The sequence below is a fragment of the Neobacillus sp. genome (assembly GCF_031988165.1).
Classification (GTDB): domain Bacteria; phylum Bacillota; class Bacilli; order Bacillales; family Cytobacillaceae; genus Neobacillus; species Neobacillus rhizosphaerae.
The window spans coordinates 36,999-63,831 of record NZ_DALZYO010000020.1; the positions used below are offsets into that span (position 1 = coordinate 36,999).

The 26,833-nt window shown below is 38.0% G+C and carries 26 protein-coding genes, 2 tRNA genes and 2 other annotated features; of the genes, 20 read left to right on the top strand and 8 right to left on the bottom strand.

What is annotated here, in order from left to right; genetic code table 11:
- Window positions 1–5 precede the first annotated feature (5 nt).
- Window positions 6–911, top strand: a complete 906-nt coding sequence (locus RTR43_RS13570) for a 4Fe-4S binding protein (protein WP_312472642.1) — start codon at window positions 6–8, stop codon at window positions 909–911.
- Window positions 912–1,041: 130 nt separating this feature from the next.
- Here the strand turns inward: RTR43_RS13570 and RTR43_RS13575 are convergent.
- Both RTR43_RS13575 and RTR43_RS13580 read right to left on the bottom strand, forming a co-directional pair.
- A tRNA-Ser gene (locus RTR43_RS13575) sits at window positions 1,042–1,133 on the bottom strand.
- A 6-nt stretch (window positions 1,134–1,139) separates the two neighbouring features.
- Window positions 1,140–1,210 (bottom strand) — tRNA-Gly (locus RTR43_RS13580).
- 217 nt (window positions 1,211–1,427) lie between these two features.
- Between RTR43_RS13580 and RTR43_RS13585 the strand changes: the two genes are divergently transcribed.
- From RTR43_RS13585 to RTR43_RS13595, 3 genes are read left to right on the top strand one after another with little or no spacing between them, the layout of a single operon-like run.
- Window positions 1,428–2,180 (top strand): DeoR/GlpR family DNA-binding transcription regulator, encoded by a 753-nt coding sequence (locus RTR43_RS13585; protein ID WP_312472644.1) that lies wholly within the window; start codon window positions 1,428–1,430, stop codon window positions 2,178–2,180.
- Complete coding sequence (pfkB, locus tag RTR43_RS13590) at window positions 2,177–3,088, top strand: 1-phosphofructokinase (RefSeq protein ID WP_312472646.1); 912 nt, start codon at window positions 2,177–2,179, stop codon at window positions 3,086–3,088. The genes RTR43_RS13585 and pfkB overlap by 4 nt, the downstream gene beginning before the upstream one ends.
- A gap of 16 nt (window positions 3,089–3,104) precedes the next feature.
- Window positions 3,105–4,967: a PTS fructose transporter subunit IIABC gene (locus RTR43_RS13595; RefSeq protein WP_312472648.1), complete on the top strand. Its 1,863-nt coding sequence runs from the start codon at window positions 3,105–3,107 to the stop codon at window positions 4,965–4,967.
- 73 nt (window positions 4,968–5,040) lie between these two features.
- Here RTR43_RS13595 and bcbE read toward each other — a convergent pair whose 3' ends face one another.
- Complete coding sequence (gene bcbE, locus RTR43_RS13600) at window positions 5,041–6,324, bottom strand: bacillibactin exporter BcbE (protein ID WP_312472650.1); 1,284 nt, start codon at window positions 6,322–6,324, stop codon at window positions 5,041–5,043.
- 183 nt (window positions 6,325–6,507) lie between these two features.
- Window positions 6,508–6,757 (top strand) — a binding site (T-box leader).
- A gap of 36 nt (window positions 6,758–6,793) precedes the next feature.
- Window positions 6,794–7,043, top strand: a binding site (T-box leader).
- Window positions 7,044–7,287: 244 nt separating this feature from the next.
- Here bcbE and trpE point away from each other — a divergent pair.
- From trpE to odhB, 11 genes are all read left to right on the top strand, one after another.
- Window positions 7,288–8,691 (top strand): anthranilate synthase component I, encoded by a 1,404-nt coding sequence (trpE, locus tag RTR43_RS13605; protein ID WP_312472652.1) that lies wholly within the window; start codon window positions 7,288–7,290, stop codon window positions 8,689–8,691.
- Window positions 8,675–9,286 (top strand): aminodeoxychorismate/anthranilate synthase component II, encoded by a 612-nt coding sequence (locus RTR43_RS13610; RefSeq protein ID WP_312472654.1) that lies wholly within the window; start codon window positions 8,675–8,677, stop codon window positions 9,284–9,286. Before trpE ends, RTR43_RS13610 begins: the two co-directional genes overlap by 17 nt.
- Entirely contained in the window at window positions 9,258–10,283 is a 1,026-nt protein-coding gene (gene trpD, locus RTR43_RS13615) for an anthranilate phosphoribosyltransferase (protein ID WP_312472656.1), read from the top strand. The genes RTR43_RS13610 and trpD overlap by 29 nt, the downstream gene beginning before the upstream one ends.
- On the top strand, window positions 10,284–11,075 hold the full coding sequence (gene trpC, locus RTR43_RS13620) for an indole-3-glycerol phosphate synthase TrpC (protein ID WP_312472658.1): 792 nt from the start codon (window positions 10,284–10,286) through the stop codon (window positions 11,073–11,075).
- Entirely contained in the window at window positions 11,072–11,680 is a 609-nt protein-coding gene (locus RTR43_RS13625) for a phosphoribosylanthranilate isomerase (RefSeq protein ID WP_312472660.1), read from the top strand. Before trpC ends, RTR43_RS13625 begins: the two co-directional genes overlap by 4 nt.
- A 59-nt stretch (window positions 11,681–11,739) precedes the next feature.
- Window positions 11,740–12,924 carry a tryptophan synthase subunit beta gene (trpB, locus tag RTR43_RS13630; protein WP_312472732.1) on the top strand — a complete coding sequence of 395 codons (1,185 nt, stop codon included), beginning with the start codon at window positions 11,740–11,742 and terminating at the stop codon, window positions 12,922–12,924.
- Window positions 12,899–13,678 carry a tryptophan synthase subunit alpha gene (gene trpA / locus RTR43_RS13635; RefSeq protein WP_312472661.1) on the top strand — a complete coding sequence of 260 codons (780 nt, stop codon included), beginning with the start codon at window positions 12,899–12,901 and terminating at the stop codon, window positions 13,676–13,678. Before trpB ends, trpA begins: the two co-directional genes overlap by 26 nt.
- 170 nt (window positions 13,679–13,848) lie before the next feature.
- A complete protein-coding gene (locus RTR43_RS13640) occupies window positions 13,849–14,424 on the top strand; it encodes a hypothetical protein (protein WP_312472663.1) in 576 nt (191 codons plus the stop codon).
- A 233-nt stretch (window positions 14,425–14,657) separates the two neighbouring features.
- Complete coding sequence (gene mnmH, locus RTR43_RS13645; RefSeq protein WP_312472665.1) at window positions 14,658–15,731, top strand: tRNA 2-selenouridine(34) synthase MnmH; 1,074 nt, start codon at window positions 14,658–14,660, stop codon at window positions 15,729–15,731.
- Between the two features lie 247 nt (window positions 15,732–15,978).
- The gene (locus tag RTR43_RS13650; RefSeq protein ID WP_312472667.1) at window positions 15,979–18,819 is read left to right on the top strand and encodes a 2-oxoglutarate dehydrogenase E1 component; all 2,841 of its coding nucleotides are present in this window, start codon (window positions 15,979–15,981) and stop codon (window positions 18,817–18,819) included.
- A gap of 2 nt (window positions 18,820–18,821) precedes the next feature.
- Window positions 18,822–20,090 (top strand): 2-oxoglutarate dehydrogenase complex dihydrolipoyllysine-residue succinyltransferase, encoded by a 1,269-nt coding sequence (gene odhB, locus RTR43_RS13655; RefSeq protein WP_312472669.1) that lies wholly within the window; start codon window positions 18,822–18,824, stop codon window positions 20,088–20,090.
- Between the two features lie 80 nt (window positions 20,091–20,170).
- Here odhB and sda read toward each other — a convergent pair whose 3' ends face one another.
- Window positions 20,171–20,296, bottom strand: coding sequence for a sporulation histidine kinase inhibitor Sda (gene sda, locus RTR43_RS13660; protein WP_396954580.1), 126 nt, complete (start codon window positions 20,294–20,296; stop codon window positions 20,171–20,173).
- A 236-nt stretch (window positions 20,297–20,532) separates the two neighbouring features.
- Here sda and RTR43_RS13665 point away from each other — a divergent pair, with 236 nt between their 5' ends.
- The 3 genes from RTR43_RS13665 (at window position 20,533) to RTR43_RS13675 (ending at window position 23,121) form a co-directional block, all read left to right on the top strand.
- Window positions 20,533–22,176 (top strand): AMP-binding protein, encoded by a 1,644-nt coding sequence (locus RTR43_RS13665; protein ID WP_312472670.1) that lies wholly within the window; start codon window positions 20,533–20,535, stop codon window positions 22,174–22,176.
- A 95-nt stretch (window positions 22,177–22,271) separates the two neighbouring features.
- Window positions 22,272–22,475, top strand: coding sequence for a DUF6501 family protein (locus tag RTR43_RS13670; RefSeq protein WP_312472671.1), 204 nt, complete (start codon window positions 22,272–22,274; stop codon window positions 22,473–22,475).
- 58 nt (window positions 22,476–22,533) lie between these two features.
- The gene (locus tag RTR43_RS13675) at window positions 22,534–23,121 is read left to right on the top strand and encodes a GNAT family N-acetyltransferase (protein ID WP_312472672.1); all 588 of its coding nucleotides are present in this window, start codon (window positions 22,534–22,536) and stop codon (window positions 23,119–23,121) included.
- Between the two features lie 52 nt (window positions 23,122–23,173).
- Here RTR43_RS13675 and RTR43_RS13680 read toward each other — a convergent pair whose 3' ends face one another.
- On the bottom strand, window positions 23,174–23,764 hold the full coding sequence (locus tag RTR43_RS13680; RefSeq protein ID WP_312472674.1) for a YhcN/YlaJ family sporulation lipoprotein: 591 nt from the start codon (window positions 23,762–23,764) through the stop codon (window positions 23,174–23,176).
- A gap of 140 nt (window positions 23,765–23,904) precedes the next feature.
- Here RTR43_RS13680 and crcB (RTR43_RS13685) point away from each other — a divergent pair, with 140 nt between their 5' ends.
- Window positions 23,905–24,300 carry a fluoride efflux transporter CrcB gene (gene crcB, locus RTR43_RS13685; protein WP_312472676.1) on the top strand — a complete coding sequence of 132 codons (396 nt, stop codon included), beginning with the start codon at window positions 23,905–23,907 and terminating at the stop codon, window positions 24,298–24,300.
- Entirely contained in the window at window positions 24,297–24,656 is a 360-nt protein-coding gene (crcB, locus tag RTR43_RS13690) for a fluoride efflux transporter CrcB (protein WP_312472677.1), read from the top strand. The genes crcB (RTR43_RS13685) and crcB (RTR43_RS13690) overlap by 4 nt, the downstream gene beginning before the upstream one ends.
- Before the next feature lie 107 nt (window positions 24,657–24,763).
- Here the strand turns inward: crcB (RTR43_RS13690) and yidC are convergent, their stop codons facing one another.
- From yidC to pflA, 3 genes are all read right to left on the bottom strand, one after another.
- Complete coding sequence (gene yidC / locus RTR43_RS13695) at window positions 24,764–25,555, bottom strand: membrane protein insertase YidC (protein ID WP_312472679.1); 792 nt, start codon at window positions 25,553–25,555, stop codon at window positions 24,764–24,766.
- Between the two features lie 32 nt (window positions 25,556–25,587).
- Window positions 25,588–25,878, bottom strand: a complete 291-nt coding sequence (locus RTR43_RS13700; RefSeq protein WP_312472681.1) for a hypothetical protein — start codon at window positions 25,876–25,878, stop codon at window positions 25,588–25,590.
- Window positions 25,879–26,060: 182 nt separating this feature from the next.
- The gene (gene pflA / locus RTR43_RS13705; protein ID WP_248734637.1) at window positions 26,061–26,798 is read right to left on the bottom strand and encodes a pyruvate formate-lyase-activating protein; all 738 of its coding nucleotides are present in this window, start codon (window positions 26,796–26,798) and stop codon (window positions 26,061–26,063) included.
- Window positions 26,799–26,833 lie beyond the last annotated feature (35 nt).

Consider the following 26,833-nt stretch of genomic DNA (forward strand, 5'->3'; position numbering starts at 1 on the left):
ATACTATGTCTTTGATTCTAAATTGGTTAGAAAGTATGCATGCTGATTTGAAAATAACGGATAAATGTTCAAGGAAAAGAAACTATAGGTCCACCTGCACTGTTTGTACGAAAGTTTGTAAATATGAAGCCATTTCATGCAATGAAAGAACAATGGAAATAGATTCACAGCGTTGCAATTCCTGTGGAAATTGTATCATTGCCTGCCCCTTGTCGGCTATTAAAGGAAAAGCAGTAACAAGGGAATTTGATCATACTTGTCTCATTTATAGTGAGGCATATACGCCGACGATAAAGGAATTGTTGATATATAAAAAAAGAGGAATGAACGCCATTCAGATAAAACATAATCCATTGAATGAACAATGGGACTTAGTCCTTATTGGAACCAATCGGATATTGATCCAGCTTGGTGAAAAACCGATTGAAATTGTTCAAAAGAGAAATGAGGAGAAGCTATCACGTAGAGCCTTATTTTCATCACTACAAAAAGAGGGGAAACAGTTAGCTAAAAGTTTGGCTCCAGTTTCGTGGCAAATGGAAGAAGATGAGTGGAATCTGACAAATTATTATCATGAGTTCCAATTTTATTCAGTAGAAATAGATAAAAATAAATGTACACTATGCATGGCTTGTTTTTCCTTTTGTCCGCAAAAAGTGTTTACTATTGTAGATACTGCTTTCCAGATACAACATGAAAAATGTGTGAATTGTACTGCCTGCACAGATATTTGTCCAGAAGCGGCCATTCGTATTCGATCAAATATAAAAGAAAAAAGTGACAAGGTTGAAAGCCTTAATACAAAAAAATGCCGGGATTGTGGACAGTCATTTTCTTCTTTTCAGCCAGAAAAAGAGACATGTCATATTTGTGCAAACAGAGATTCTGAATGGTTAAGTCCTTTTGAATAATTTTAAATCCAAAAAACGCCAGAAACTCTGGCGTTTTTTGATTCGAAATATAAGAATTTATAACAATGAACTTCGATAACTGTCTAGCTCCAGCACTCAGCAGCTAGTGTACTTCGCGCTTATCTATGTATGGAGGAGAAGATGAGATTCGAACTCACGCGACGGTCGCCCGCCCTAGCGCATTTCGAGTGCGCCCCCTTATAACCACTTGGGTACTTCTCCATGTGAAGCGGGTGAGGGGAATCGAACCCCCGCCGTCAGCTTGGGAAGCTGAAATTCTACCATTAAACCACACCCGCATATCTTGATTAGAATAATAATTATTATAGCATAAAAACTTCGAATGTGATAGGGAAATTTTGTTTTTGCCTACATTCATGATAGATTTTTGGTAGTTATGATAAAAAAACCTTCAAAAACATCCATATTATGATTGTTTTTGAAAGAAAATGATTGATTTTTGCAATCGTTTTCAGTAAAATATACATAATAACAAAAATAATAGGTGGTGATGACTTGTTAACTCCAGAACGTCATCGAATTATTCTTCAACTATTAAAAGAAAAAGATAGTGTTAAAATACAAGAAATCATTGAGTTGACAAATACCTCTGAATCAACAATCCGCCGAGATTTATCACAATTAGAGGATCAAAAGTTCTTAAAGCGAATCCATGGCGGTGCTTCAAGATTACAGGGGAAACTGCAAGAGCCTAGTATGGTTGAGAAATCTTCCAAAAACCTTCATGAAAAGAGATTAATTGCTCAATATGCAGCAAGTTTAGTGGAAGAAGGAGATTGTATTTACCTTGACGCAGGCTCCACTGTGTTTGAAATGATTGACTTGTTGCCATTAAAAAATATTGTTGTGGTTACAAACGGTTTGATGCATGCGGCTCCACTTTTATACAAAGGAATCTCCACGTATTTAATCGGTGGATTAGTTAAACCCAATACCAATGCTTTCATCGGAAGAGGTGCATTGGCTAGTCTAGACTTGTACCGATTTGATAAATGTTTTATGGGTGTAAATGGCATCCATCCTGAGTTTGGCTTTACAACTCCGGACCAGGAAGAGGCAATGGTCAAACAAAAGGCAATAGCTCTTTCAAGAGAGGCGTATGCCTTAGCTGATACTACGAAATTTGCTGAAATATCGTTCGCCAAAATTGCCGATATTCATGAAGCATCGATCATAACCAATGAATTAGAAGATGAAACGAAGAAGCAATACTTAAATAGGACTTCAATAAAGGTTGTGACAGCATGATTTATACATTAACTTTAAATCCTTCTATCGACTATGTCGTTCGGCTAGAAGGTTTTCAATTAGGGGAGTTAAATCGAACCATCAGTGAGGAGAAATTTCCAGGTGGTAAAGGAATTAACGTCTCACGAGTTCTTAACCAATTAGGAATGAAGAGTAAAGCACTTGGATATATCGGTGGTTTTACTGGAGCATATATTGAGCAATATCTTCAGAAAGAAAGAATTGCTACCGATTTTGTCAAGGTCAAAGAAGATACGAGGATAAATATTAAGTTAAAAACAGGACAAGAATCAGAAATAAATGCCAAGGGACCAAGCATCACTGAACATGATCTTCAATTGCTAATGGATCAAATTAGGAAGCTGAAGGGAGAAGATTTGATAGTTTTAGCGGGGAGCATTCCTGCTACATTACCTGAAACAATTTATGAAGAGCTAGTGAAAATATGTAGTGAAAAAGGAGCAAGATTTGTTGTTGATGCAGAAGGGACTCTTTTAAAAAAGATTCTACCCTATCAGCCATTGTTAATTAAACCAAACCATCATGAACTTGGTGATTTGTTCCATGTAACCGTTTCAAGCCCCGAGGAAGCCATACCATATGCAAAAAAGCTTGTTCAAATGGGTGCGAAGAATGTAATTGTATCTCTTGCAGCTAAAGGAGCTATATTGATTAACGAGAATATGTCATTAAGGGCCGAGGTTCCTAAAGGAATGGTAAAGAATTCCGTTGGTGCTGGGGACTCAATGGTTGCAGGGTTCTTAGCAGCCTACGATAGAACTTCCAACATAAAAGAAGCCTTCCGTTATAGTGTTGCTTCTGGCAGTGCAACAGCATTTTCAATGGGGCTATGTTCGAAAGATATGGTTGAAGAACTTCTTCCACATGTTCAAATCAGAGAAATATAGTAAAGGAGAGGCAAAGATGAAAATTACAGAATTGTTAACAAAGAATACTATTTTACTAAATATTGACGGCAAGCAAAAACAAGAAGCGATTGATCAGCTTGTTGATGTATTGTTCGATGCTGGAAAAATTTCGGACTCTAGTGAATTTAAAGCGGCAATTTTAAAACGTGAAGAACTAAGTTCAACGGGGATAGGCGACGGAATTGCTATTCCCCATGCCAAAGTAAAAGCGGTGAAGGATGCAGCAATCGCTTTTGGTAAGTCGATAACTGGTATAGATTATGATTCATTGGATGGGAAACCGGCACACTTATTTTTCATGATTGCCGCACCTGAAGGAGCAAATAATACTCACTTGGAAGCATTAGCACGTCTTTCTGGACTTTTGATGAAAGCGGAAGTACGTTACCAGATGTTGAAGGCCACAACGCCTGAAGAAATAATTGAAACCATTAACAGCTATGATAAAGAAGAGAAGGAAGAGACCATTTCCTCAAATAAGAAGAATTCAATTGTTGCTGTTACAGGCTGTCCAACAGGGATTGCTCATACCTATATGGCAGCGGATTCATTAAAAGCAAAGGCTGCTGAAATGGGAGTTGAGATTAAGGTTGAAACCAACGGTTCTGGTGGTTCAAAAAATGTCCTGACAAAAGAGGAAATTAACAATGCTGTAGCAGTCATTGTTGCTGCCGATATCAATGTAGAAATGGAGCGTTTTAAAGGCAAGCATGTTATTCATACTGCCGTTGCCGATGGGATTCGCCGTCCTGAGCAATTGATTGAACGAGCCTTAGGCCAAGATGCACCTGTTTATCATGGAAACGGCAGTCAAAATAAGCAAGCAACAGATCAAAAGCCATCAAAAAAAGGTTTTTATAAGCATTTGATGAACGGTGTGTCTAATATGCTTCCATTTGTTGTCGGAGGTGGAATTTTAATCGCCATTAGCTTTATGTTCGGATATAATTCCGCTAATCCGGACGACCCATCCTACAATCCTATTGCCGCTGTAATCAAGGCAATAGGGGGTGATAATGCATTCGTTTTAATTGTCCCAGTTCTTGCGGGATTTATTGCCTTAAGCATTGCAGACCGCCCCGGTTTTGCTCCAGGTATGGTCGGAGGGATGATGGCTGCCAGCGGAGGTGCTGGGTTCCTTGGTGGGTTGGTTGCCGGCTTTCTAGCAGGATATGTTGTCCTTCTGCTTAAAAAGGTTTTTACTAGTCTGCCACGATCACTAGAAGGAATTAAGAGTATATTACTATACCCTCTTTTCGGGATTGCGATTACAGGTTTCATCATGCATTATATTGTTAACAATCCCGTTTCATGGATAAATTCAGAAATTACTCACTGGTTAACAGGTCTTGGGACCGGAAACGCTGTACTTTTAGGTGTTGTGCTGGGATTAATGATGTCATTTGATATGGGTGGTCCAGTTAATAAAGCAGCATATGTTTTCGGAACTGGCTTGTTAGCAAGTGGTGTTTATCAGCCAATGGCGGCAATTATGGCAGCAGGAATGGTGCCTCCACTTGCCATTGCGATAGCTACTTCTATATTTAAAAATAAATATAATAAACAGGACCGAGATGCTGGAAAAGCATGTTATGTCATGGGATTGTCGTTTATTACAGAAGGAGCGATTCCATTTGCAGCAGCTGACCCGTTTCGTGTGATTCCTTCAGTTATGGCAGGATCGGCCATTGCAGGTGCACTTTCAATGGCATTCGGGATTGGTTTAAGGGCTCCACATGGCGGAATATTCGTTGTCCCATTAGTTGACAATGGAGCAATGATGTACGCCTTAGCGATCTTAGTTGGTTCGGTCGTATCCGCATTATTAATAGGTTTCTTAAAGAAACCAGTAAAATAAAAAATTTGCCGGCAATCCCAGGTTGCCGGTATTTTATTATTAAAGGAGGTATTCAAGCCACAGGCTCTTTATGTTAATGTTGTCCCTGAGCCTTGGGTTTAATTGCAAATAGCGCCACTATGGCTGCAATAATACTGAGACTACTCATGACGATAAAAATCCAATGGTTTGAAAATTTCATTAGCATAGCAATAATCGGTGGACCTGCTGCGACCCCAATAAACCTCATGGAAGTATAAAACGAGGTGATAGTCCCACGTTCTTTCTTTTCTACACCATCAGTAATAAGTGTATCTAGACAAGGAAGCCCAATACCAATTCCGATACCACTTATTAAAAACATTGTAATCATATACCATAACTTAATCGAAAACCATAAGGCCCCAATGGAAAGAGCTGTAGCTAGTAATCCGCCAAAGGTTAACCATTTCATTAATACTTTATTTTTTTTAATGATTTTTCCGCCTATAAAAGATGAAAGGCAAAGCGCGCCTAATGGTAACGCTAAAAAGAAGCCCTTTTTAATATCCTTTATACCATATTCTTTTTCGAATATTTCTGAAAGGTAAAACAGTATTCCGAATAGAACGAGCATTAAAATGCCACCTATAAAAAAGATCGCGAAAAGCCAACGCCCTTTTGCACTAAAGGTATTTTTAACACCATTAAAGAAATCCTTAAATGGGATTGGTTTATTAGAGCTTTTTGGGGATTTAACCAAAAAAATCATCATCAATAAAGAAATGGCACAAAAGACTGGAAAAGAAAGAAAAGGTAAAAACCAGATAAATCCGGCTAGGAATGCTCCGAAGATGGGACTTAATACCTTTCCAAAGGTATTTGAGGTTTCAATAAGACCTAAACAAACACTAACGTCATCCTCATTTTTAAACATATCTCCTACTAATGGTAGTACGATTGGAAAGGCTCCAGCAGCACCCACTCCTTGAAGAGCACGCCCCGCTAATATTACCCAATAGGCGTTATCTAATTTCCATGCAGCCCAGCCGGAAATGAGACCGCCAATTCCAGCAATGATAAGACTTGGGATGATGATCTTCTTCCTACCGATATGGTCTGATAAATATCCGGCTATAGGTATTAAAAAAATGGCAACGACTGAATAAACGGTGATAATCATACTTGTCTGTAACGATGTAATGGCTAATTTTTTTTCCATCGAAGGTAAAATGGGTATCAACATGGAATTTCCTAATGTCATGACTAAAGGAATAGAAGATAGTGAAAGAATTGCCCATTTTTGCTTCGATATCTCTTCGGAACGCTTTTGTCCTGATTTAGACTGTTTTTTTTGTCTAGCAGGTGTGCTTTTCCATAATTGATCAATATGTTCCATTTTTTCTCTCTATCCCGCTTTCATTTTATTTGTACTGTTAATATTGACTTTTTTTCAAAAAAAAAAACGATATGAAGGGAATCCTTTTAATGGCAGGAGAGGTAATATATTTTTTGAAAATTCTCAATAAATACTCTTGACAAGAGGGAGGGGATTTAATAATATTAAAAACAATAAAATGAAGTTAAGGCATTGACGAAGAGTAGTAACTAATACGGAATCTGAAGAGAGCTGATGGTTGGTGCAAATCAGTGATGATGTAATAGTGAATGGACTTCTGAGCTTCCAAACCGAACCTTGTTAAAGATCAGTAGGCTTTGGCGAAAATCTCATCGTTACATGAGACAGATATTAAAAGCTTTTGCTTCGATATCGGTAAAGTGAGCTAAATTTTAGCTACTAAAGGTGGCACAACGGGTCTTCTGTCCTTTTTGGATGGAGGGCCCTTTTTATTTTCACAACTTAAAAAAGCAAATTGTTGAACAAGAGGAGTACACATTTTTATTTCTTTCCAGAGAGCCGGGAATAGGTGAGAACCCGGTAAGAGAGGATTTGTGGAATGGACTTGTGAGAGGTATCTTGAACAAAAGTAGGGATACACGGAGTTCCACCGTTAAAAGGATAGGATATCGGGTCTTAAAGCTCTGTATCTGAAAAGAGGAAGCAAGGTCTTTTTGCTTCAAATGGAGGTGGCACCGCGATTCAAAATCGTCCTCTATATGCGTAACGATTGTTATGCATATAGAGGACGATTTTTTTTTATATAAGAATTTATATATTGAACTTTGAAAATTGTCCAGCGCAAGCGCCCTAGCGACTAGAGTGCTTCCTTCACCTCCCTACGATAAGTCAACATCGGTTCACTTCGTTTACCGTGTTTCCTTTATCTCAGTCGGTTCAGTCCAGCCCTTACGTCGCTGAACAGGACGCTTGCGCTTTTCTAATTATGAAAGGAGTAGAGAAATGACGACCAAAATTGATTTTATTATTAGAGAAATGAGCGGAGATATCCACACTCCTATCTCTATTTTGCAAAAGATTAATGGAAAAAAGAAGTTTTTATTGGAAAGCTCTCATAAATTTAATGATTCTGGACGCTACTCTTTTATTGGAGCAGATCCGGCTTTTGAACTTATTTCAACTGGAGATAAGAACGAAATTATCAATCGAAATGGTGAAAAAACGATTTTAACAGGAAATCCATTAGAGATAATAAAGGACCTTCTGCCTTATATCAATATCGACGAAATGCCTTTTCCGTTCATAGGTGGTGCGGTAGGGTATGCAGGCTATGACATCATCAGGCAGTTGGAAATCATCGGAGAAGAATACCCTAACGGATTAAATATGCCTGATGTGCACTTAATGTTTTATGAAGAAATCATTGTTTTTGATCATCTTAAGGAAAAGGTTTTGATTATAGGTATACCACTTTTAAAAGAAAGTAATCTGGAAATTGTTGAAAACAAGGTTAACCAAAGGGTGATGGAGCTGAAAAGGCCTTACGATTATCTTGCAGAGGAATCTTTTTCACTTTCGGGATTTACCTCGGAAACGACAAAAGAGGCGTTTGTTAAAAATGTAGAAACGGCAAAGGAGCATATTTTTTCCGGTGATATTTTCCAAGTTGTGCTTTCAAGGCGGATGAAATCAGCGTTCCAAGGTTCAGCTTTATCCCTTTATCGAATGCATCGGACCAATAATCCCACACCATATATGTTTTATATCGATTTCGAGGCATATACCGTTATTGGCTCCTCCCCTGAAAGTTTAATTAAAACCAGAGGGAGAACAGTAATAGCCAATCCAATCGCTGGGACAAAAAGGAGAGGGAAAAACGAAGAGGAAGATTTTCAGCTTGAAAAAGAATTATTACATGATGAAAAGGAGCTTGCAGAGCATAAAATGCTCGTCGATCTTGGCAGGAATGATCTTGGTAAGGTGAGTGAATTTGGCTCTGTTCAGGTTGAGAGGTTAATGGCAGTAGAAAAGTTCCGCCATGTTATGCATCTTGTCTCAGAAATTAGCGGTTGCCTTCAACCTGACAAAACAGCGATTGATGCACTTGCTGCTTGCCTACCTGCAGGAACTGTTTCAGGCGCTCCAAAGGTGAGAGCGATGGAAATTATTAATTCCTTAGAAAAGTCAAAACGTGGCCTTTATTCCGGAGCGATAGGTTATTTATCGATAAACGGAAACATGGATTTTGCACTTGCGATTCGAACGATGATTCTAAATGAGGGAACAGCCTATATTCAAGCGGGAGCGGGAATTGTTTTTGACTCCAATCCCGTGACAGAGTACGAGGAAACTGTTAGCAAGTTAAAAGGCTTTTTGGAGGGATATAAGGATGATTTTACTAATTGATAACTTTGATTCATTTACGTTTAACCTCTATCAGTATCTCGGAGAATTGGGAGAAAAGGTAGTTGTGTATCGAAACAACCAGTTAACGGTGGGTGATATCCATAATTTGAATCCAAAAGCAATCATCCTGTCGCCTGGTCCTGGAAAACCTGAGGATGCGGGAATATGCATTGAATTGATTCAGAGCTTTTACCAACGAATTCCGATTTTAGGAATTTGTCTTGGTCATCAGGCAATTGGTGCAGCTTTTGGCTGTGAAATTAGAAGTGCTCATTTCATTAAGCACGGCAAAACCTCCTTCATTATTCATAAGTGCAGCCCAATATTTAATGATCTGGCATCACCACTTGAAGTCATGCGCTATCATTCATTGGCAATTGAAAAAAGCACTATACCAGAGGAGCTTGAATGTATCGCTCATTCAATTGATGACAAAGAAGTGATGGCCATTCAACATAATCAATATCCCGTCTTTGGGCTGCAATTCCATCCTGAATCCATTGGGACTTCATCAGGAAAACAAATTCTTCAAAATTTTTTATTTGAGATAGAAAGGAAGCAAACAAATGAAGAACTATTTACTCCAGTTAGCTGAGCAAAAATCATTTTCTGAAAATCAAATGAAGGAAGCAGTTGATTTTATTTTGGGAGAAGAGGTTTCGGAATCGGAAATCGCAGCCTTTTTAATGGGATTGAAATCAAAAGGAGAAACAGTGGATGAAATTGTCGGCATTGTCCGTGCAATGAAAGCAAATTCGCTGACATTCAAGAAAAACTTTGTGAATGTTCTTGATAATTGCGGGACGGGGGGAGATGGTTCATCAAGCTTTAATGTTAGTACTACTTCCGCTTTTGTCATTGCAGGAGCAGGAGTACCCGTCGCCAAGCATGGAAATAGAAGTATCTCAAGTAAAACAGGAAGTGCTGATGTCCTGGAGTACTTAGGGGTGAATCTGAATTTATCAGTAGAAAGTTCGGAAGAAATACTTCAAGAAATCGGAGTTGCCTTTTTATTTGCACCACATGTTCATCCAAATTTAAAAAAGGTTATGACGGTCCGTAAGCAACTCAAAATCCCAACTATTTTTAATTTTATTGGTCCGCTGACAAACCCGATTGAACTAGATTATCAACTTCTTGGAATTTATCGTAGGGATTTATTAAATGTGTTTGCTGAGGTACTAAAACAACTGGGACGTAAACGAGCAACAGTCATCAATGGGGCTGGCTTTATGGATGAAGCTTCACTTCAAGGGGAAAACCATCTTATCATTTTGGACAATGGAATGATTACAAATCATTCCTTTTATCCCGAAGAGGCAGGCCTGCCGCAGTATGAAAATAGTTGTATTAAAGGTGGCGATGCCAAGGAAAACGCCGAAATATTGGTAAACGTTTTGAAAGGAAAAAAAGGTGCTTATCGGGACACAGTACTGCTCAATGCTGGAATCGGAATTTTCACTGCAGGAAAAGCCAACACAATAAGAGGCGGCATTCAAGCAGCTAAGGAAATCATCGATTCAGGGGCAGCTTTTGAAAAATTAACGTCCTTAATTGAAAAATCCCAAGCGGGGCAAAGGGAGGCGATATAAATGGGAACGATCCTTGAGCAAATCCTTGAACAAAAAAAGCAAGAAGTAGATCATCTTCGAAAAAGAAAGAATTTCATCCCAGAAAGTCAATATAAAAGACATTCCTTTATGAAAAAACTACAAACAACTGATGAATTATCAATTATTGCCGAATTCAAACGGGCATCACCCTCAAAAGGAACGATAAATAATGCTGTGAATCCAGCTGTGCAAGCATCTACCTACGAAAAATTTGGGGCAAGTGCGATATCTGTTTTGACAGATCAAACCTTTTTTAAAGGTTCATTTTCCGATTTAAAGGCAGTTCGTGAGGCTGTAGAACTGCCCCTTCTATGCAAAGACTTTATTATTGATCCACTTCAAATCAAGCAGGCAGCATCATATGGAGCCGATTTAATTCTATTAATTGTAGCAGCGTTGGATGAAATGAGATTACATGAACTTTATCAATATGCTAAGGGTATGGGATTGGAGATATTGGTGGAAATCCATAATCAGAAGGAGCTAGAAAAGGCCATTAAGATTGGTGCGGAGCTGATTGGCATTAATAATAGAGACCTGAAAACCTTTCAAGTTTCACTTGATGTGACAGAAAAATTAGCTGCTGAGGTAAAAAACAGTGGGGCCTTTTTGATTAGTGAAAGTGGAATTCATCATCAGGAAGATGTAAAAAGAGTTAGAAATGCAGGTGCAAATGGAATTTTAGTTGGTGAAGCCTTTATGAAGAGTTCTGATATAAATCAAACCTTTGTCGATTTTCGCCTCCCTATAAATGAAGGTGCACAACGATGAAGGTAAAGATTTGTGGGATAACGGATGTTGACACTGGGGTTGCTGCTGTAGAATACGGTGCAGATGCCCTCGGGTTTGTGTTTGCGGAAAGTAAGAGAAAAGTATCTCCGGAAAAGGCAAAAGAAGTTGTTTCTCATATACCTGTAGAAGTGATCAAGGTTGGCGTTTTTGTTAACGAGACCAGGGACGAAATAGAAAGGATTGCTGCTATTGTTGGTCTAACTCATATCCAATTACATGGAGATGAAACAGCGTTTTTCAGTGAGACTATATCCCTACCGATAATCAAAGCAATCAGCTTTAATAGCAATGAAGCGTTAGCACTGTATAATCAATTTCCTTGTGAATATCTACTACTAGACGGTCCGAAAGGAAAATACAGGGGCGGAAATGGAAAGGCATTTGATTGGATGGATGTGAATACTAGCCTTATTAAGGGGGAAAAAATCATCCTTGCTGGAGGATTAGATGTAGATAATGTTGAGGCAGCCATCAAAACCATCAGCCCATTTATGGTAGATGTAAGTTCCGGAGTAGAAACAAATGGGGTAAAAGATGTAAAAAAAATAAAGGCATTTATCGAAAAGGCTAAAGGCGTCATTTAGATTAGGAGGAAAACGGTGTGAAAACCTATACATTACCAAATGAAAAAGGTCATTTTGGCATGTTCGGCGGACGATTTGTACCTGAAACATTGATGAAGGCTATATTGGAATTGGAGCAGGAGTATGAAAATGCAAAAAAGGATATTAACTTTCATACAGAGAAAGATAGATTATTAAAAGAATATGTTGGCAGGGAAACCCCGTTATATTTGGCAGAAAACCTTAGTAAGTATGCCGGTGGAGCGAATATATACCTTAAAAGAGAAGATTTAAATCACACGGGTGCTCATAAAATCAACAATGCTATTGGTCAAGCGCTTTTAGCTGTTCGAATGGGAAAAAGGAAAATAGTTGCTGAAACTGGAGCTGGGCAGCATGGGGTTGCCACAGCCACTGTTTGTGCCCTTTTAAACCTTGATTGCATCATTTTTATGGGAGAGGAAGACATTAAACGACAAGCACTAAATGTATTTCGGATGGAATTGCTCGGTGCTACGGTCGTCAGTGTTTCATCAGGAAGTGCGACCTTAAAGGATGCAGTCAACGAAGCTCTCAGGTACTGGGTGGCTAATGTGGATGATACCCACTATTTATTGGGCTCTGTTATGGGTCCACACCCTTTCCCCACAATGGTAAGAGATTTTCAAAGTGTCATTGGTAAGGAAACAAAAGAAGAATTTAAACGGCGAAATGGATGTCTTCCTGACGCAGTTGTGGCCTGTATTGGTGGAGGGAGCAATGCAATGGGAATCTTCTATCCCTTTATTAAGGATAAGTCTGTCAGCTTATATGGTGTGGAAGCGGCTGGACAGGGCATTGATACGGATTTTCATGCTGCTTCGCTGACTAAGGGGAAGCCGGGAGTTTTACATGGGTCCTTAATGTATTTGCTACAAAATGATGATGGGCAAATTCAAGAAGCCCATTCGATATCAGCCGGACTTGATTATCCAGGAGTAGGACCCGAGCATAGCTACTTAAAGGACAGCGGTCGGGCAAAATACTATGCAATTACGGATGATGAAGCACTTGAGAGCTTTCAGCTTTTATCAAGGTTGGAAGGAATCATACCAGCGCTTGAAAGTGCGCATGCCATCGCTTTTGCAGTAAAACTGGCTTCTGAAATGGAAGAAACTCAAAATATAGTGGTTTGTTTGTCGGGCCGTGGTGATAAAGATGTAGATGCTGTGAAAACAAGAATGGAGAAGGGGAAAGAAAATGAATCGATTGGAACAATCCTTTGATTTACTAAATGAAAACGATGGTAAAGCCTTTGTCCCCTACCTAGTGGCAGGGGATGGTGGTTTAGAGTGCTTGGTAGACAGGTTGCTGCTCCTAGAAAAATTCGGAGCGACTGCCATTGAAGTCGGAGTTCCTTTCTCGGATCCAGTTGCTGATGGCCCAATTATTCAAAACGCAGGGATTAGGGCACTTAAAAGTAGAACAACATTAAAGGGAATAATAACTGAATTAGCAAAAGCACGAGAGCTCGTTACGATTCCAATTATCCTTATGACCTACCTAAATCCAATTTATGCTTACGGGATTGGAGCCTTCGTTCAAGATATTCAAAATGCTGGGGTGGACGGCTGTATTATTCCTGACCTGCCGATTGAAGAAGAGGATATGCTAGTCCCCCAGCTTGCGGAAGCGCAGATTGAATTAATTCGTCTTGTTACACCTGCAACACCACTTGAAAGAATTAAACAGATAGCAGGCAGAGGAAAAGGGTTTTTATACATGGTTACAGTTAAAGGGATAACAGGAACGAGAAATTTGTTCCAGCATGACTTAAATCAATTTTTAAGAGCAGTAAAAGAGTTAAGTCCCATTCCAGTTTTAGCGGGCTTTGGGATTTCTAGTGAAGAACAAATAAACGAACTGACCAAATATTGTGATGGAGTAGTAGTCGGTAGTAGAATTGTCGAATTATTTGAAAAAAATAACCTCAGCGAAATGGAAATATTAATGTCGATATTCAACAAGAATCATAAATAATATAGGTGAAAAGTCTGCTTCTTTTCTTAGAAGTAGACTTTTCACCTTCTAAGTGTCATTTGTTACAGCAGGGAATGGCTTTCTTTAATATAATTTAGGTTGTTGAAACTAATTTTAGACGCAGGTATTATAAATAAAACTAAACAGCTTAACTATAAGGATGAGGAGTTATGAGGGTTTATGAAACGATACTTTCGATTTTAGAAAAAAATGGACCATTACCCATTCCGGAAATTTGCTATGAAGTAAATCAAGTCCTTACATCACATCGAGAAAAACCAATTCTTCCTTCACATATTAAATCGATTGTCACAAGAAAAAAGGATTTATTTCGTGTAAACAGAGGCAGCATTTCCATTCATCCAGATAAATATCCATTCTCATTAATTGCAACTCAAGAAGGTTTCGGAAGAATATCTTATCAAGTACGTGTTAATTTTGTGAAAAATAACTTTGCTTCGTTAGAATGGAAAAATCAAGATGATTGTCACCCATTTTCAACTATTCATCCTGCTAATTCAGGCAATTTAGAGGATTTCAAAAGAGAGCTTTATACGGTGAATATTTGGGATTGGGAACACTCTTACCGGAAAGAGGATGGAATAATCCTTGATGGGAAATACTGGTCATTAAAGTTGAAAACGATGGGAAAGATCTACCAAAGCGAAGGAATCGAATGTTTTCCACCCAATTGGGAGAAGTTTTGCACTGCGGTGGAAAAGTTAACCGGAACCCCGTTTCGCTAAAAAACTGCTAAATACTTCAATGTAAATTTTCAACTTCTTGCTAGCGTCAATTATCTCCTTTATAATAGATCTATATTCTTAAAGAAAATCTCTTTCAAATAAGCGCAAGAAAGTATTTTTTCATGATGAGATGAACTTCGTTTGAAACTTCCCACTTGCGGAAGTTTTGTTTGTTTATTAATAGAATTTTACCACTTGCGGCAATTATTATTTTATCTAGGGGCGTAGTTTATATGAAGGAAATTACTGTTGATGAACTTTTCATGTTAAAAGATCCGATAATCATTGATATACGCTCACCGATTGAAATTGAGGATGGAGCTATTCCTGGAGCAATCAATGTTCCACTATTTTCAAATGAAGAACGTCAAGAAATAGGAACGATATACAAACATGAAGGAAATTCTGCAGCGAAATGGCGAGCTATGGAACTGGTTTCTCCGAAAATTCCCCATTTACTATCGATAATTAAATCCTACCAGACTAAAGGAGAGATAGTTATTCATTGTTGGCGTGGTGGCATGCGCAGCAAAGCAGTTATAACCTTTTTGGAGTTTTCGGGCATTTTCGCTTGGCGATTAATCGGCGGCTATAAAGCATACCGTCATTATATCCTTGAAAAGTTACCATCTCTGCTTCCAAGTAAAGCAATCGTGCTACATGGAATGACAGGTGTTGGGAAAACTGAGGTGTTAAAGTTACTGAAAAAGAAGGGCTATCCAATCTTGGACCTTGAGGAAATGGCGGGACACAGAGGTTCAATTTTCGGGACAATTGGTCTTAGTAATGGTCATAACCAAAAAACATTTGACTCCCTTCTATTTAAAGGGCTTCAAGAAATCCAAGGAGCAGATTATTTTCTTGTCGAGGCTGAAAGCAAACGAATTGGCAAAGCGGTTCAGCCTGAGAAATTAATGGATATTAAATTTAAAGGTACTAATATTTATATTCACTCTCCACTTGAACAACGGGTTATTCAGCTTATTTCTGAATATGTAAAACCATATGAGCAAGAGGAATGGTATTACGATAAAATTTCCGATGGGATTGAAAAGGTATTAAGACGTGTGAAAGATAGTGAAGTAAGAAAAAGTCTAATTGAATCGCTGCATGTGAAGGATTATCAAGAAATGATAAAAATTTTACTTGAACACTATTATGACCCACGTTATGACCATGCTAGACAAGAGTATAAAGAGGATTTTTTTGACATTCATGCTGATAACCCTTTTGATGCTGCCGGAAAAATTGCCAATTTACTTAATGAGTTGTCCATTCATCCAAATTTCGCAATTAAAAACTATTGAATAGGACGATGTTCAATAAAAAGGAAAAACACACATCATTTTTGATGTGTGTTTTTCCTTTTTAAGGGAATTTCCATTTATTTCTCATTTTCTTTTCCCTTTCTGTACTTTTTTTTTATTAGGAAATTTTTTGTGCCTAAATAACACACACTAAACAATATTCATTACATAAGAATATATTGATTTTAGTCAATTTCTGTAATTATCGATGTTGTCATAATACATACGGAGTAAGGAGGATTGAAGCATGAACAGTCCAAATGAAGATAAAAAAGCTTTTTTTGATGGTTTTTTCGGTCAGAATCTCGGTTATTTGATTGACCAATTTGAAAGATATAAACAGGATCCAACTGCGGTTGAACACGAATTAAGTTTATTTTTTGAGGAAATAACTGAAGCTGATTTTTCAGATTTGAATCATCCAATTCCTGTTGTTACAGCACAACAGCCTGATCAGCATGAGAAAATAATTGCAGCTGTAAAGCTTACTGAAAATATTCGCACTTATGGACACCTAGCTGCTGATATTTATCCCTTGGGGAATAAAAAACCAGATTTATCTCATCTTGAACTAAAAAGTTATCGTCTTAGTATGGAGGATTTAAAGCAGCTCCCTGCCGAGATTATTACCCAAAATGAAGCATCGTCATTTCAAACAGCTCTCGAAGCTTACCAATATTTAAAGGAAATCTACACCAAAACAATTGCGTATGAATTTGATCATGTCCATGATGCTAAAGAGAAAAATTGGTTGATTGAAAGAATTGAAGGAAACAGGTTTCAAACTTCATATAACAAGGAGAAAAAGCTAAATATCTTAAAAAGACTTTACGAAGTCGAAGAGTTTGAAAGGTTTCTTCATAAAACCTTTGTTGGTCAAAAGCGATTTTCCATTGAAGGACTTGATGTAATGGTTCCTGTCATTGATGAGATTATTTCAGAAGCGGTCGAGGGCGGCGCGGAATTTATAAACATTGGGATGGCTCACAGAGGGCGGCTGAATGTTCTCGCCCATGTCCTTGGAAAACCATATGAAATGATTTTTGCAGAATTTCAGCATGCCCCAAATAAAGAACTCGTTCCATCCGAAGGATCGATTGGTATTAATTTTGGGTGGACAGGTGATGTCAAATATCACTTAGGATTGAACAGGCAGTTAACCGCAAATAATACTGCAAGAGCAAGGGTTACCTTGGCAAATAATCCGAGCCATCTTGAATATGTTGGTGCTGTTGTTGAAGGGTTTACACGTGCTGCGCAGGATAATAGAAGCAAACCTGGATATCCGACTGAAAACTTTAAAACTGCACTTTCTATATTAATTCATGGTGATGCCGCTTTTCCCGGTGAAGGAATCGTGGCTGAAACGTTAAATTTAAGCAGGCTTAGGGGATATCGTACCGGGGGAACCATTCATATTATTTCAAATAATACAATTGGCTTTACAACGGAATCGTGGGATTCACGTTCAACCAGGTATGCAAGTGATCTTGCAAAAGGTTATGAAATTCCCATCATCCATGTAAATGCTGACGATCCAGAGTCATGTATTGCTGTAGCAATTTTAGCAGCTGAATACCGCACGGTTTTTCAAAAGGATTTTCTTATTGACTTAGTGGGGTATCGCAGGTTTGGTCATAATGAGATGGATGAGCCAATGACAACCAGTCCACAAATGTATAAGCTTGTTCAAAAACACCCAACGGTAAGAGAAATTTACGCAAAAAACCTTAAAATAGAGGGTATTGTAAATGATAGGCAGTTGTCCGAAATTCAAATAGAAATCCAGCAGCGACTTGTGGCTGCCAATCAAAAGGTTTCAACCGTGAAAAAAGAGCAGAAAGTTGAAATTCCTGAGCCTCCTTCCTTCGATAAGAAATATAAATCGATAGGGACAAGGGTTTCCTTAGAAACTTTACAAAAGATAAACCAAGAGTTACTTCAATGGCCAAAAGAGTTTAACGTGTTTAATAAGCTTGAAAAAATATTAAGCAGACGCGCTGATGCCCTAAATGATTTCGGTAAAGTTGATTGGGCGTTAGCAGAGACACTGGCATTTGCAACGATTTTAGCAGACGGTACACCCATTCGGGTTTCAGGACAAGATAGCGAGCGCGGGACGTTTGCCCAAAGGAATCTTGTCCTACACGATAGTCAAACAGGTGAACCCTTCGTTCCTTTGCATCATTTTTCTGAAGCAAAAGCATCATTTGGGATATATAATAGCCCATTAACAGAAGCAGCTGTAGTTGGCTTTGACTATGGTTATCATGTCTTTTCCCCAGAAACCTTAGTCATTTGGGAGGCACAATATGGTGACTTTGCCAATGCCGCCCAAGTAATGTTTGATCAGTTTATTGCCGCGGGCAGGGCAAAATGGGGACAAAATTCAGGTCTTGTCTTGTTGCTCCCACATGGATATGAAGGGCAAGGGCCAGAACATTCGAGTGCAAGGTTAGAAAGATTTTTACAATCTGCTGCTGAAAAGAACTGGAGGGTTATCAATCTTACAACTGCAGCCCAATACTTTCATTTGTTAAGGCGACAGGCAGCACAGTTAACTAAGGAAGAGATTAGACCTCTTGTGATCATGTCACCCAAAAGCCTGTTACGTAATCCGCTTGTTTCTTCCCTAGCAATTGAACTGAGTAAAGGGGAATTTATGCCGGTGATTGAACACTTTGCTTTTTCTAGAGAGAATGAGAAGGTAAAACGAATTGTTCTATGTACTGGGAAAATGGCAATTGACATTGCAGACCAACTTAACGAGGAAAGTGTTTTTGAATGGCTTCAGGTCATTAGGCTTGAAGAAATATATCCATTTCCAACAGAGGAAATTAAACATATTTTTGCAAAATATGTAAACATAAGCGAAGTCTTCTGGGTTCAGGAGGAGCCAAAAAATATGGGAGCCTGGAATTTTGTTGAACCTAGAATAAATGAACTTGTCCCAAAAGGAATGAGGGTTGAATATATCGGACGTCGTCGCCGCTCAAGCCCTGCGGAGGGAGAACCAAATGTTCATAAATTAATTCAAACTAAAATCCTTCAAGCGGCATTAACGAGGGTTGAAGAAGGGAGAAATTAATCATGTCTGATATATTAATACCAGAATTAGCTGAATCGATTTCGGAAGGTACGATTGCAAAATGGTTAAAGAATGTGGGGGAATATGTAGAGAAAGGTGATTATCTAGTAGAGCTGGAAACCGATAAAGTAAATATAGAAATTATCTCTGACTTTGCTGGTATTCTTACAGAACAGAAATTTGCTGAAGGAGATACAGTCAGGGTAGGAGAGGCAATAGCTACAGTGAATGAAAGAGGGGAAAGTCCTCGACCCGCTACTGAATTTAAGCATGATGAATTGCCTAAAACTGAAAATATCGAACCTTCCACAAAGAATGATAGTACCCATTCTAATTTTGATTTTCCACCAGCTCGAAAAAGGGAAGAAATAGGTCAGCATCCAATCGCATCTCCGGCAGCACGTCGTCTTGCAAGGGAAAAAGGATTGGATTTAAAGGATATACAGACAAGAGATCCATTAGGAAGAATTAGGAAACAGGATATAACTTCTTTCCAAACGGATAAAAATCAAAACCATCAGGCTGTGCCAAAGGTGGATCCAAAACGTGAAAGCGCTCTAGATAGTGAAAAACCAATCATCTATGAACGTATGTCTAGACGGCGTCAAACCATAGCAAAACGGCTGGTAGAGGTTCAGCAAACTGCTGCAATGTTGACGACTTTTAATGAAATTGATATGACAGCTGTAATGGATCTTCGGAAACGAAGAAAGGATCAATTTTTCGAAGAACATGACGTTAGACTAGGGTTTATGTCCTTTTTTACTAAGGCGGTTGTTGCCTCCTTGAAGAAATTTCCTTATTTAAACGCAGAAATTCAGGGTGATGAGCTATTGGTCAAGAAATATTATGATATTGGCGTAGCGGTTTCAACTGAGGAAGGACTGGTGGTTCCTGTTGTTAGAGGTGCCGACCGTAAATCATTTGCCGAAATAGAAATGGATATTTTGCAGCTGGCAGATAAAGCGCGAACCAACAAATTAGCACTAAAAGATTTACAGGGCGGGACGTTTACGATAACAAATGGTGGGGTGTTTGGATCTTTACTTTCAACTCCAATCCTTAATGGTCCGCAGGTAGGTATCCTCGGAATGCATAAAATTCAACTAAGGCCAGTAGCGATTGATAAAGAGAAAATAGAAAATCGGCCAATGATGTATGTAGCTCTATCTTATGACCACCGAATTGTCGATGGGAAAGGGGCTGTTAGCTTTCTAAGTAAAATCAAAGATTTGCTTGAAGATCCGGAAAATTTACTTCTTGGAGGTTAAAAAATAATAATTTAATTGTAAAAACCGCTGAATATTCTAGCTTCAGCGGTTTTTACATCTTAGTATGTTTCAAAACGATGTTATTGATTTTTAAATGGTCTTAATCCACGACGTTGAATTTCATCCTTCAAAATCTTAATCCATTCCTTTTCCTTGCCAGTCTTTAATGCATCCCGATACGAAACAACCAACTGCTCGTTACTCATAATCTTCAATTTAAGAATGCCCTCCTTGGAAAATGGATTGAATATTCAGTTTCGTTTATTGTAATGGTTTTCTGCTATTTTGAGAACCCTTAATTAATAAATAAAAAAAGATTCACACATTTTTCACATTTAGTAAATATATTTTAAAAATATTGAATATTCCTAAAAATATGATACCATTCTTTTATTAGCGTTTTATTTACCATTGATTATCCATATTTAAGGGGGATGAAAGATTGTCGACTTTATTAAACGTTACAATTGGTAAGCTATTGGAAGAAAAAGCAAAATTACACCCAGAACATGGAGCGGTGATTTATGCAGATCGCAACCTACGCTGGACTTATCGCGAATTTGATGATTATTGCCGAAAGGCTGCCAAAGGTTTTATGCAACTCGGAATAGAAAAAGGAGAACAGCTAGCTGTTTGGTCAACAAACATGCCTGAATGGCTGGTAACCCAATTTGCCACCGGAAAGATGGGAGCAGTCCTTGTAACAGTTAACACAAATTACCGTACAGCCGAACTCGAATTTTTATTAAAACAATCCGATTCAACCACCATCCTATTAATGGATGCTTGGAAGGATGCTTCCTATATCGAGATGATTTATGAAATTGTTCCAGAATTGAAGAATTCTGTACCAGGAAGACTAATAAGTCCGCGTTTACCTTTTCTTAAAAATGTAATTGTCCTAGGGGATAAAAAATATCCAGGAACCTATTCCTGGGATGACATAATCAAGCTTGGTGACACAGTTGCAGATGAGGAGTTACATGAACGAATGGCGTCTCTTAATCCGGATGATGTCATTAATATGCAATATACTTCTGGAACAACTGGCTTTCCTAAAGGGGTAATGCTTACACATAACAATATTGTTAATAATGGTTTTAACATTGCGAACTGTATGAAGCTAACCCAAGTGGATAGGCTTTGTATTCCGGTGCCTTTTTTCCATTGTTTCGGCTGTGTTCTCGGAACGATGGCCTGTGTTTCCGTTGGTGCAACAATGGTTCCTGTGGAAGAATATAACCCAAAAAGAGTATTACAAACCGTTCAGGATGAAAAATGTACCGGGCTTCACGGGGTACCCACAATGTTCATTGCGGAATTAAATGATCCTGATTTTGAAAAATATGATCTATCCTCGCTTAGAACAGGAATTATGGCTGGATCGAATTGTCCTATAGAGGTAATGAAGGCAGTTATTGAAAAGATGGGAGCCGCTGAAATTACAATCGCATACGGACAAACTGAATCTTCTCCTGTTATTACACAAACGAGAACCGATGATCCGATTGAATTACGAGTGGAAACTGTGGGAAAGGCCTTGTCAAACGTGGAAGTGAAAATCGTTGAGCCTGGAACGACTAAGGAAGTGTCTCGTGGCGTTCAGGGAGAACTGTGTACTAGAGGTTACCATGTAATGAAAGGTTATTATAAAAATCAGGATGCAACCAGAGAAGCCATTGATGAAGATGGTTGGCTGCATACTGGAGATTTAGCTGTAATGGACGAAAATGGTTATTGCAAAATAACCGGCCGTTTAAAAGATATGATAATCAGGGGAGGGGAAAATATTTATCCTCGTGAGATTGAAGAGTTTCTTTATTCTCATCCAAAAGTACTGGATATTCAAGTTATAGGTATCCCAAATAAAGTATATGGGGAAGAATTGATGGCTTGGATTATTTTAAAAGAGGGAGAATCAGCTACTCCTAATGAGATTAAGGATTTTTGTAAAGGGAAAATTTCCAAACATAAAATACCAAGCTATATTGAATTTATTGATTCTTATCCAATGACTGCTTCAGGGAAAATTCAAAAATTTCGTCTTAGAGAAAAAGCAACCGAATTAATAAAAAATCATGCTTAACTTATAAAAGTCGAAGGAAATGATATTGTTGCGAAGTACTGGGTCAATTGATTATACTAGATATTGGACAATGACCGAAAGGAACGGTGGCAACAATGCTACATCTATCATGGCGTGATCGTGAAACACTTAAGAAAGTTAAATGTGTTCATACGGATGCAAAAAAATATCTTGTCAATAACGCTTTAACGGCTGGAAAAGTCTATGATGTGAAAAATGAAACAGAAGAATTTTTTTACATTATCGATAATACTGGGAAAGTCGGCGGTTTTTACAAGGAATATTTCCAAGATGCTTAATTAAGAAGACTGTAAGGCATTGCCTACAGTCTTTTTTTTGAATAGGAGGATGAATGTGATGTTGTTGTGGAGCGAACCTTTTAAGTTACTGGGGAAATCAGTAAGATTAGAACCAATATGTATGGAGCATCTAGATGGCTTATGGGAAGCGGCTATTCCGAATGAAATTTGGATGTATATGGCTACTAAAATAGGTAGCAAAGACGACATGAAAAAAATGATCGACACGGCCATTAAAGAAAGAGAAAAAGGGACACAATATACCTTCACAGTGTTTAACAATCATAACATAATTATTGGCAGTACTCGATTTTTAGATATTTTTCCTGCCCAAAAAAGTGTGGAAATTGGCTGGACATGGTACCACCCAGATGTGTGGCGTACAAAAGTAAATACAGAATGTAAATTACTTTTATTAACCCATGCATTTGAAACATGGAATCTAACACGGGTCCAATTAAAGACAGACGCACGAAATCTTAGGTCACAAAAAGCTATTGCCCGCTTGGGTGCCGTTAAAGAAGGAACCCTGCGAAAAGACAGGATTATATCTGATGGATTTGCACGAGATACGGTTTATTATAGTATCCTTTGTGACGAATGGGGAATGGTGAAAAATGGTCTTATAATGAAACTGGAGGAATAAAGACAAAAGCCTGGTAGAGGAGATACCAGGCATGGTTTTCTTATTCAAATTGTTATCTAGCAGTAGGAAATATTCTTCGGACAGTTTCTGAAAATTGGTTGAAGAAGCCGGAAATCGGTTTGCCATTTCGGATATCCCCGGCATAAGTATTCATGCGATCGTAAAAATCCGGGTTTGTAGAAACATAAACATTATCGATATCTTTGTCCACTGATTTTACCTTCTGTGAGATCTTTTTTTCTATATCAGATGTCAGCTCATTTCGCGATGAACGATCCAGTTTTGCAGCAACATACGCATTATTGTTAGTCACGATGATATTTGCACGATCTACTTCAGGTAAGTCAGCAACTCGATCAGCCGCTTCATCAGCTACTCTCATCTTGGACGTGTTGTTTCGGTTATTCCCAACATCAGTTATATTGTTGTCCCGACGATTAAGGTTTCGATCAAGTCCTGTGTCACTTACATCCACACCTGTAATGGCAGGACCTCCATTTCTAGGTGTTTGATAATTGACCCTCGTCGGTTCTGTTACATTCCTATTTCGAGTTGCGACATCATTATTCACATTATTTCTGGCACAGCCAGTTAAATAAAAACTAAAAATGAGGGTTGCAGTAATGAATAAACTTTTCTTCATGTTGCTCTAACCACTCCTTTCACTTATTAATACAAGATTAGAATTCCACAATTAGAACAAAATATCCTTAATGACATTATGGATAATCAAGAAGATTCTGTTAAATTAGGTAAATTTTTATTGTTAGCGGAGTGATTATATTGGTATATTTCTATGTTGGATTAGGTGGGATAATTGGCAGCTTACTCCGTTATTCTTTAGCTATTATCGCTGTGGATTTTTGGGGGAAGGGCTTTCCTTTGGGGACACTGATCATTAATCTCAGCGGTGCATTTTTACTGGGCTGGATTACGACTCATTTTGTTTTTCCGAAAAAACTGCACCCCTATTTTTTAACAGCCTTGACAACTGGAGTCATAGGCTCTTATACAACCTTTTCAACATTTTGTCTTGAAACGGTTCATCTTATAGAAGCGAATGAAGATATATTGGCACTATTGTACATATTGAGTAGTTTTCTAGGAGGACTATTTTTTGTCAAATTAGGATCGACTATTGGTGAGAAGGGAAAAAGAGAAATGAGGAGGACGACATGAGGGAAATGATTTTAGTTGCACTTGGTGGATTTTTTGGTGCAATAAGTCGATTTGCTTTAAGTAAGCAAATCCAGGGTCGTAATAAAACAAGCTTCCCTCTCGGAACGTTAAGCGTCAATTTAATAGGTGCATTTTTATTAGGCTTAATAAGTGGTATGCAAATAAATAGCCGTCTCATTGCACTATTGGGAATTGGATTTATGGGAGCACTTACGACCTTTTCAACTTTGAACCTTGAATCAGAACAAATCAGGAAAGAAAAAAAATATCCTATTTTTTATGGATATTTATTCTTAAGTTATTTTTTAGGGATTATTTTAGCTTTTTGTGGGCTGTTAATAGGGCGAAGGATATAAGAAAAAGCGCAAGGTGCCTTGAGTTGGACATTTCTCGAAGTTCAATGTTATAAATTCTTATATTATAAAAAAGAAGCATCAAACCTGATGCTTCTTTTTAACACTAATTATTTTTGCTTTGCTTGAACAATTTCCGGCTTTTTAGTCTGATAAAGTTTTCGACTAATCATCGTTTGCACGATTAAGAATATTCCTCCCACAACCCAATAAAGCGGTAGTGCTGCTGGAGCACTAAAGGAAAACATGACAATCATTAATGGGGAAAGTAATCCCATGAATTTCATTTGTTGTTGCTGAGCAGATGGCATATTGGATTGTGAAACTTTAAATTGGAAATAATAAATTAGCCCGGCAATAATGGTAATAATGATATCAGGGTGACCAAGGCTAAACCACAAGAATTTATGGTGAGCAATTTCCGTTGAACTCCGAATAGCATAATAGAAGGCTGTCAAAATAGGCATCTGAATCAAGATAGGTAAACATCCCATATTCAGCGGGTTTACACCATGCTTTTGATAGAGTCCCATCATTTCTGCTTGAAGCTCTTGTTTTTTCTTTGGATCTTTTTCAGCCTTCATTTTCTTTTGAATAGTGTCCATTTCAGGTTTCAAAACATCCATTTTTTCCTTCATAGCCATTTGATTCTTATATTGTTTTAACATTAGAGGCATCAAGATAAGCCTAATAATAAGGGTAACAATAATAATAGCCAGTCCATAGTTTCCATGGAACAGGTCGGCTACTGTTTTGATAATAGTTGAAAAGGTATTTACGAAATAATGTTGGAAAAACCCATCGCTTTTACCGCCTTGTCCCTGTGATGAACAAGCTGATAAAACTAAAGTTGTAAAGGCTAAAAGTGCGATAATTATTAATGAAGAACGTTTCTTTTTCATGTTTCCTCCTAAAATGTAGATGTAGATTTTTTTTAAGTAAGCTGGAGGGAAACAGGTTCTTCGGAATCATCCTGAGAATATTGCTTTTTTCGAATATATTTAACAATTCTGATGAGAATAAAGCTGCCATTTAAAGTACTTTTTTTCTTGTAAAAGAACAATGGATGAATAATTTTTGTATTTGCAGGATTTGACAGTGATCCAAAAAATGAATATTCCACACCCCAAGCCAATAAAAATTTCAGTATTAATCCTAAGTAAATACTGACATAAAGGGCATTTAAGGTATTAATATCCGAGTTATCGATGAGTATCTGAAACAAAAATTATCACCTCGCTTGTTTAACCAATGATAAGAGTATATCTGAGAATAGCTAAATAATCAATTTAAACCAAGCAAAAATACCAGGGTTTGAAAACTTTACTAAAAAATCTATTAGGATAATAATATAAAACACCGGTTCACTATGGAAGCGGTGCTGATTAAAAGCTATTTTTCAATTAATCATTTTTGCCAATGGGCAGTTAGCAACTGATAAGCAAATTCAACTTTTTCTTCGGTTGGCGGCTCGACATGTTTTAGTGGGTATTCATGACCAAGCGCTTCCCATTTATAGACTCCAAGCTTATGATAGGGGAGTATTTCAATCTTATTAACATTTTCAAGTGTTCCGATGAATTCCCCAAGTTTTTGCAGATCTTCTGGGTCATCTGTAACCGTTGGGACTAATACATGTCGGACCCAAATAGGGACTTTCCTATCTGATAAAAATTTTGCGAAATCAAGAATGTGGTCATTCGCCATTCCTGTTAGTTGAATATGTTTTTTTCGATTGATATGTTTTAAATCCAGCAGGACTAAGTCAGTATACTGCAATAGCTCTTCAAGCTGTTCAATGAAAAGCTTGGAATGTGAGAAACAGCCGCCAGAAGAATCGATGGTTGTATGAATCCCTTTTTGTTTACATTCCTTGAAAAGGTCCGTTAGGAAAGGAATTTGTAGTAAAGGTTCACCGCCACTCACCGTAATACCGCCCCCAGAAGCTTGAATGAAAGGAAGATAACTCATCAAATCATCCATGATTTCGGAAACAGTCATTTGTTTTCCTGAGCCGATTTCCCAGGTATCTGCATTATGGCAAAACTGGCAGCGTAACAGGCAGCCTTGTGTAAAAATGACATAACGAATCCCTGGTCCGTCCACCGTTCCTAATGTTTCAATAGAATGAATATTTCCGTTCATGGTGATAATCCCCTTTCATAATAAGGGGGACTCCT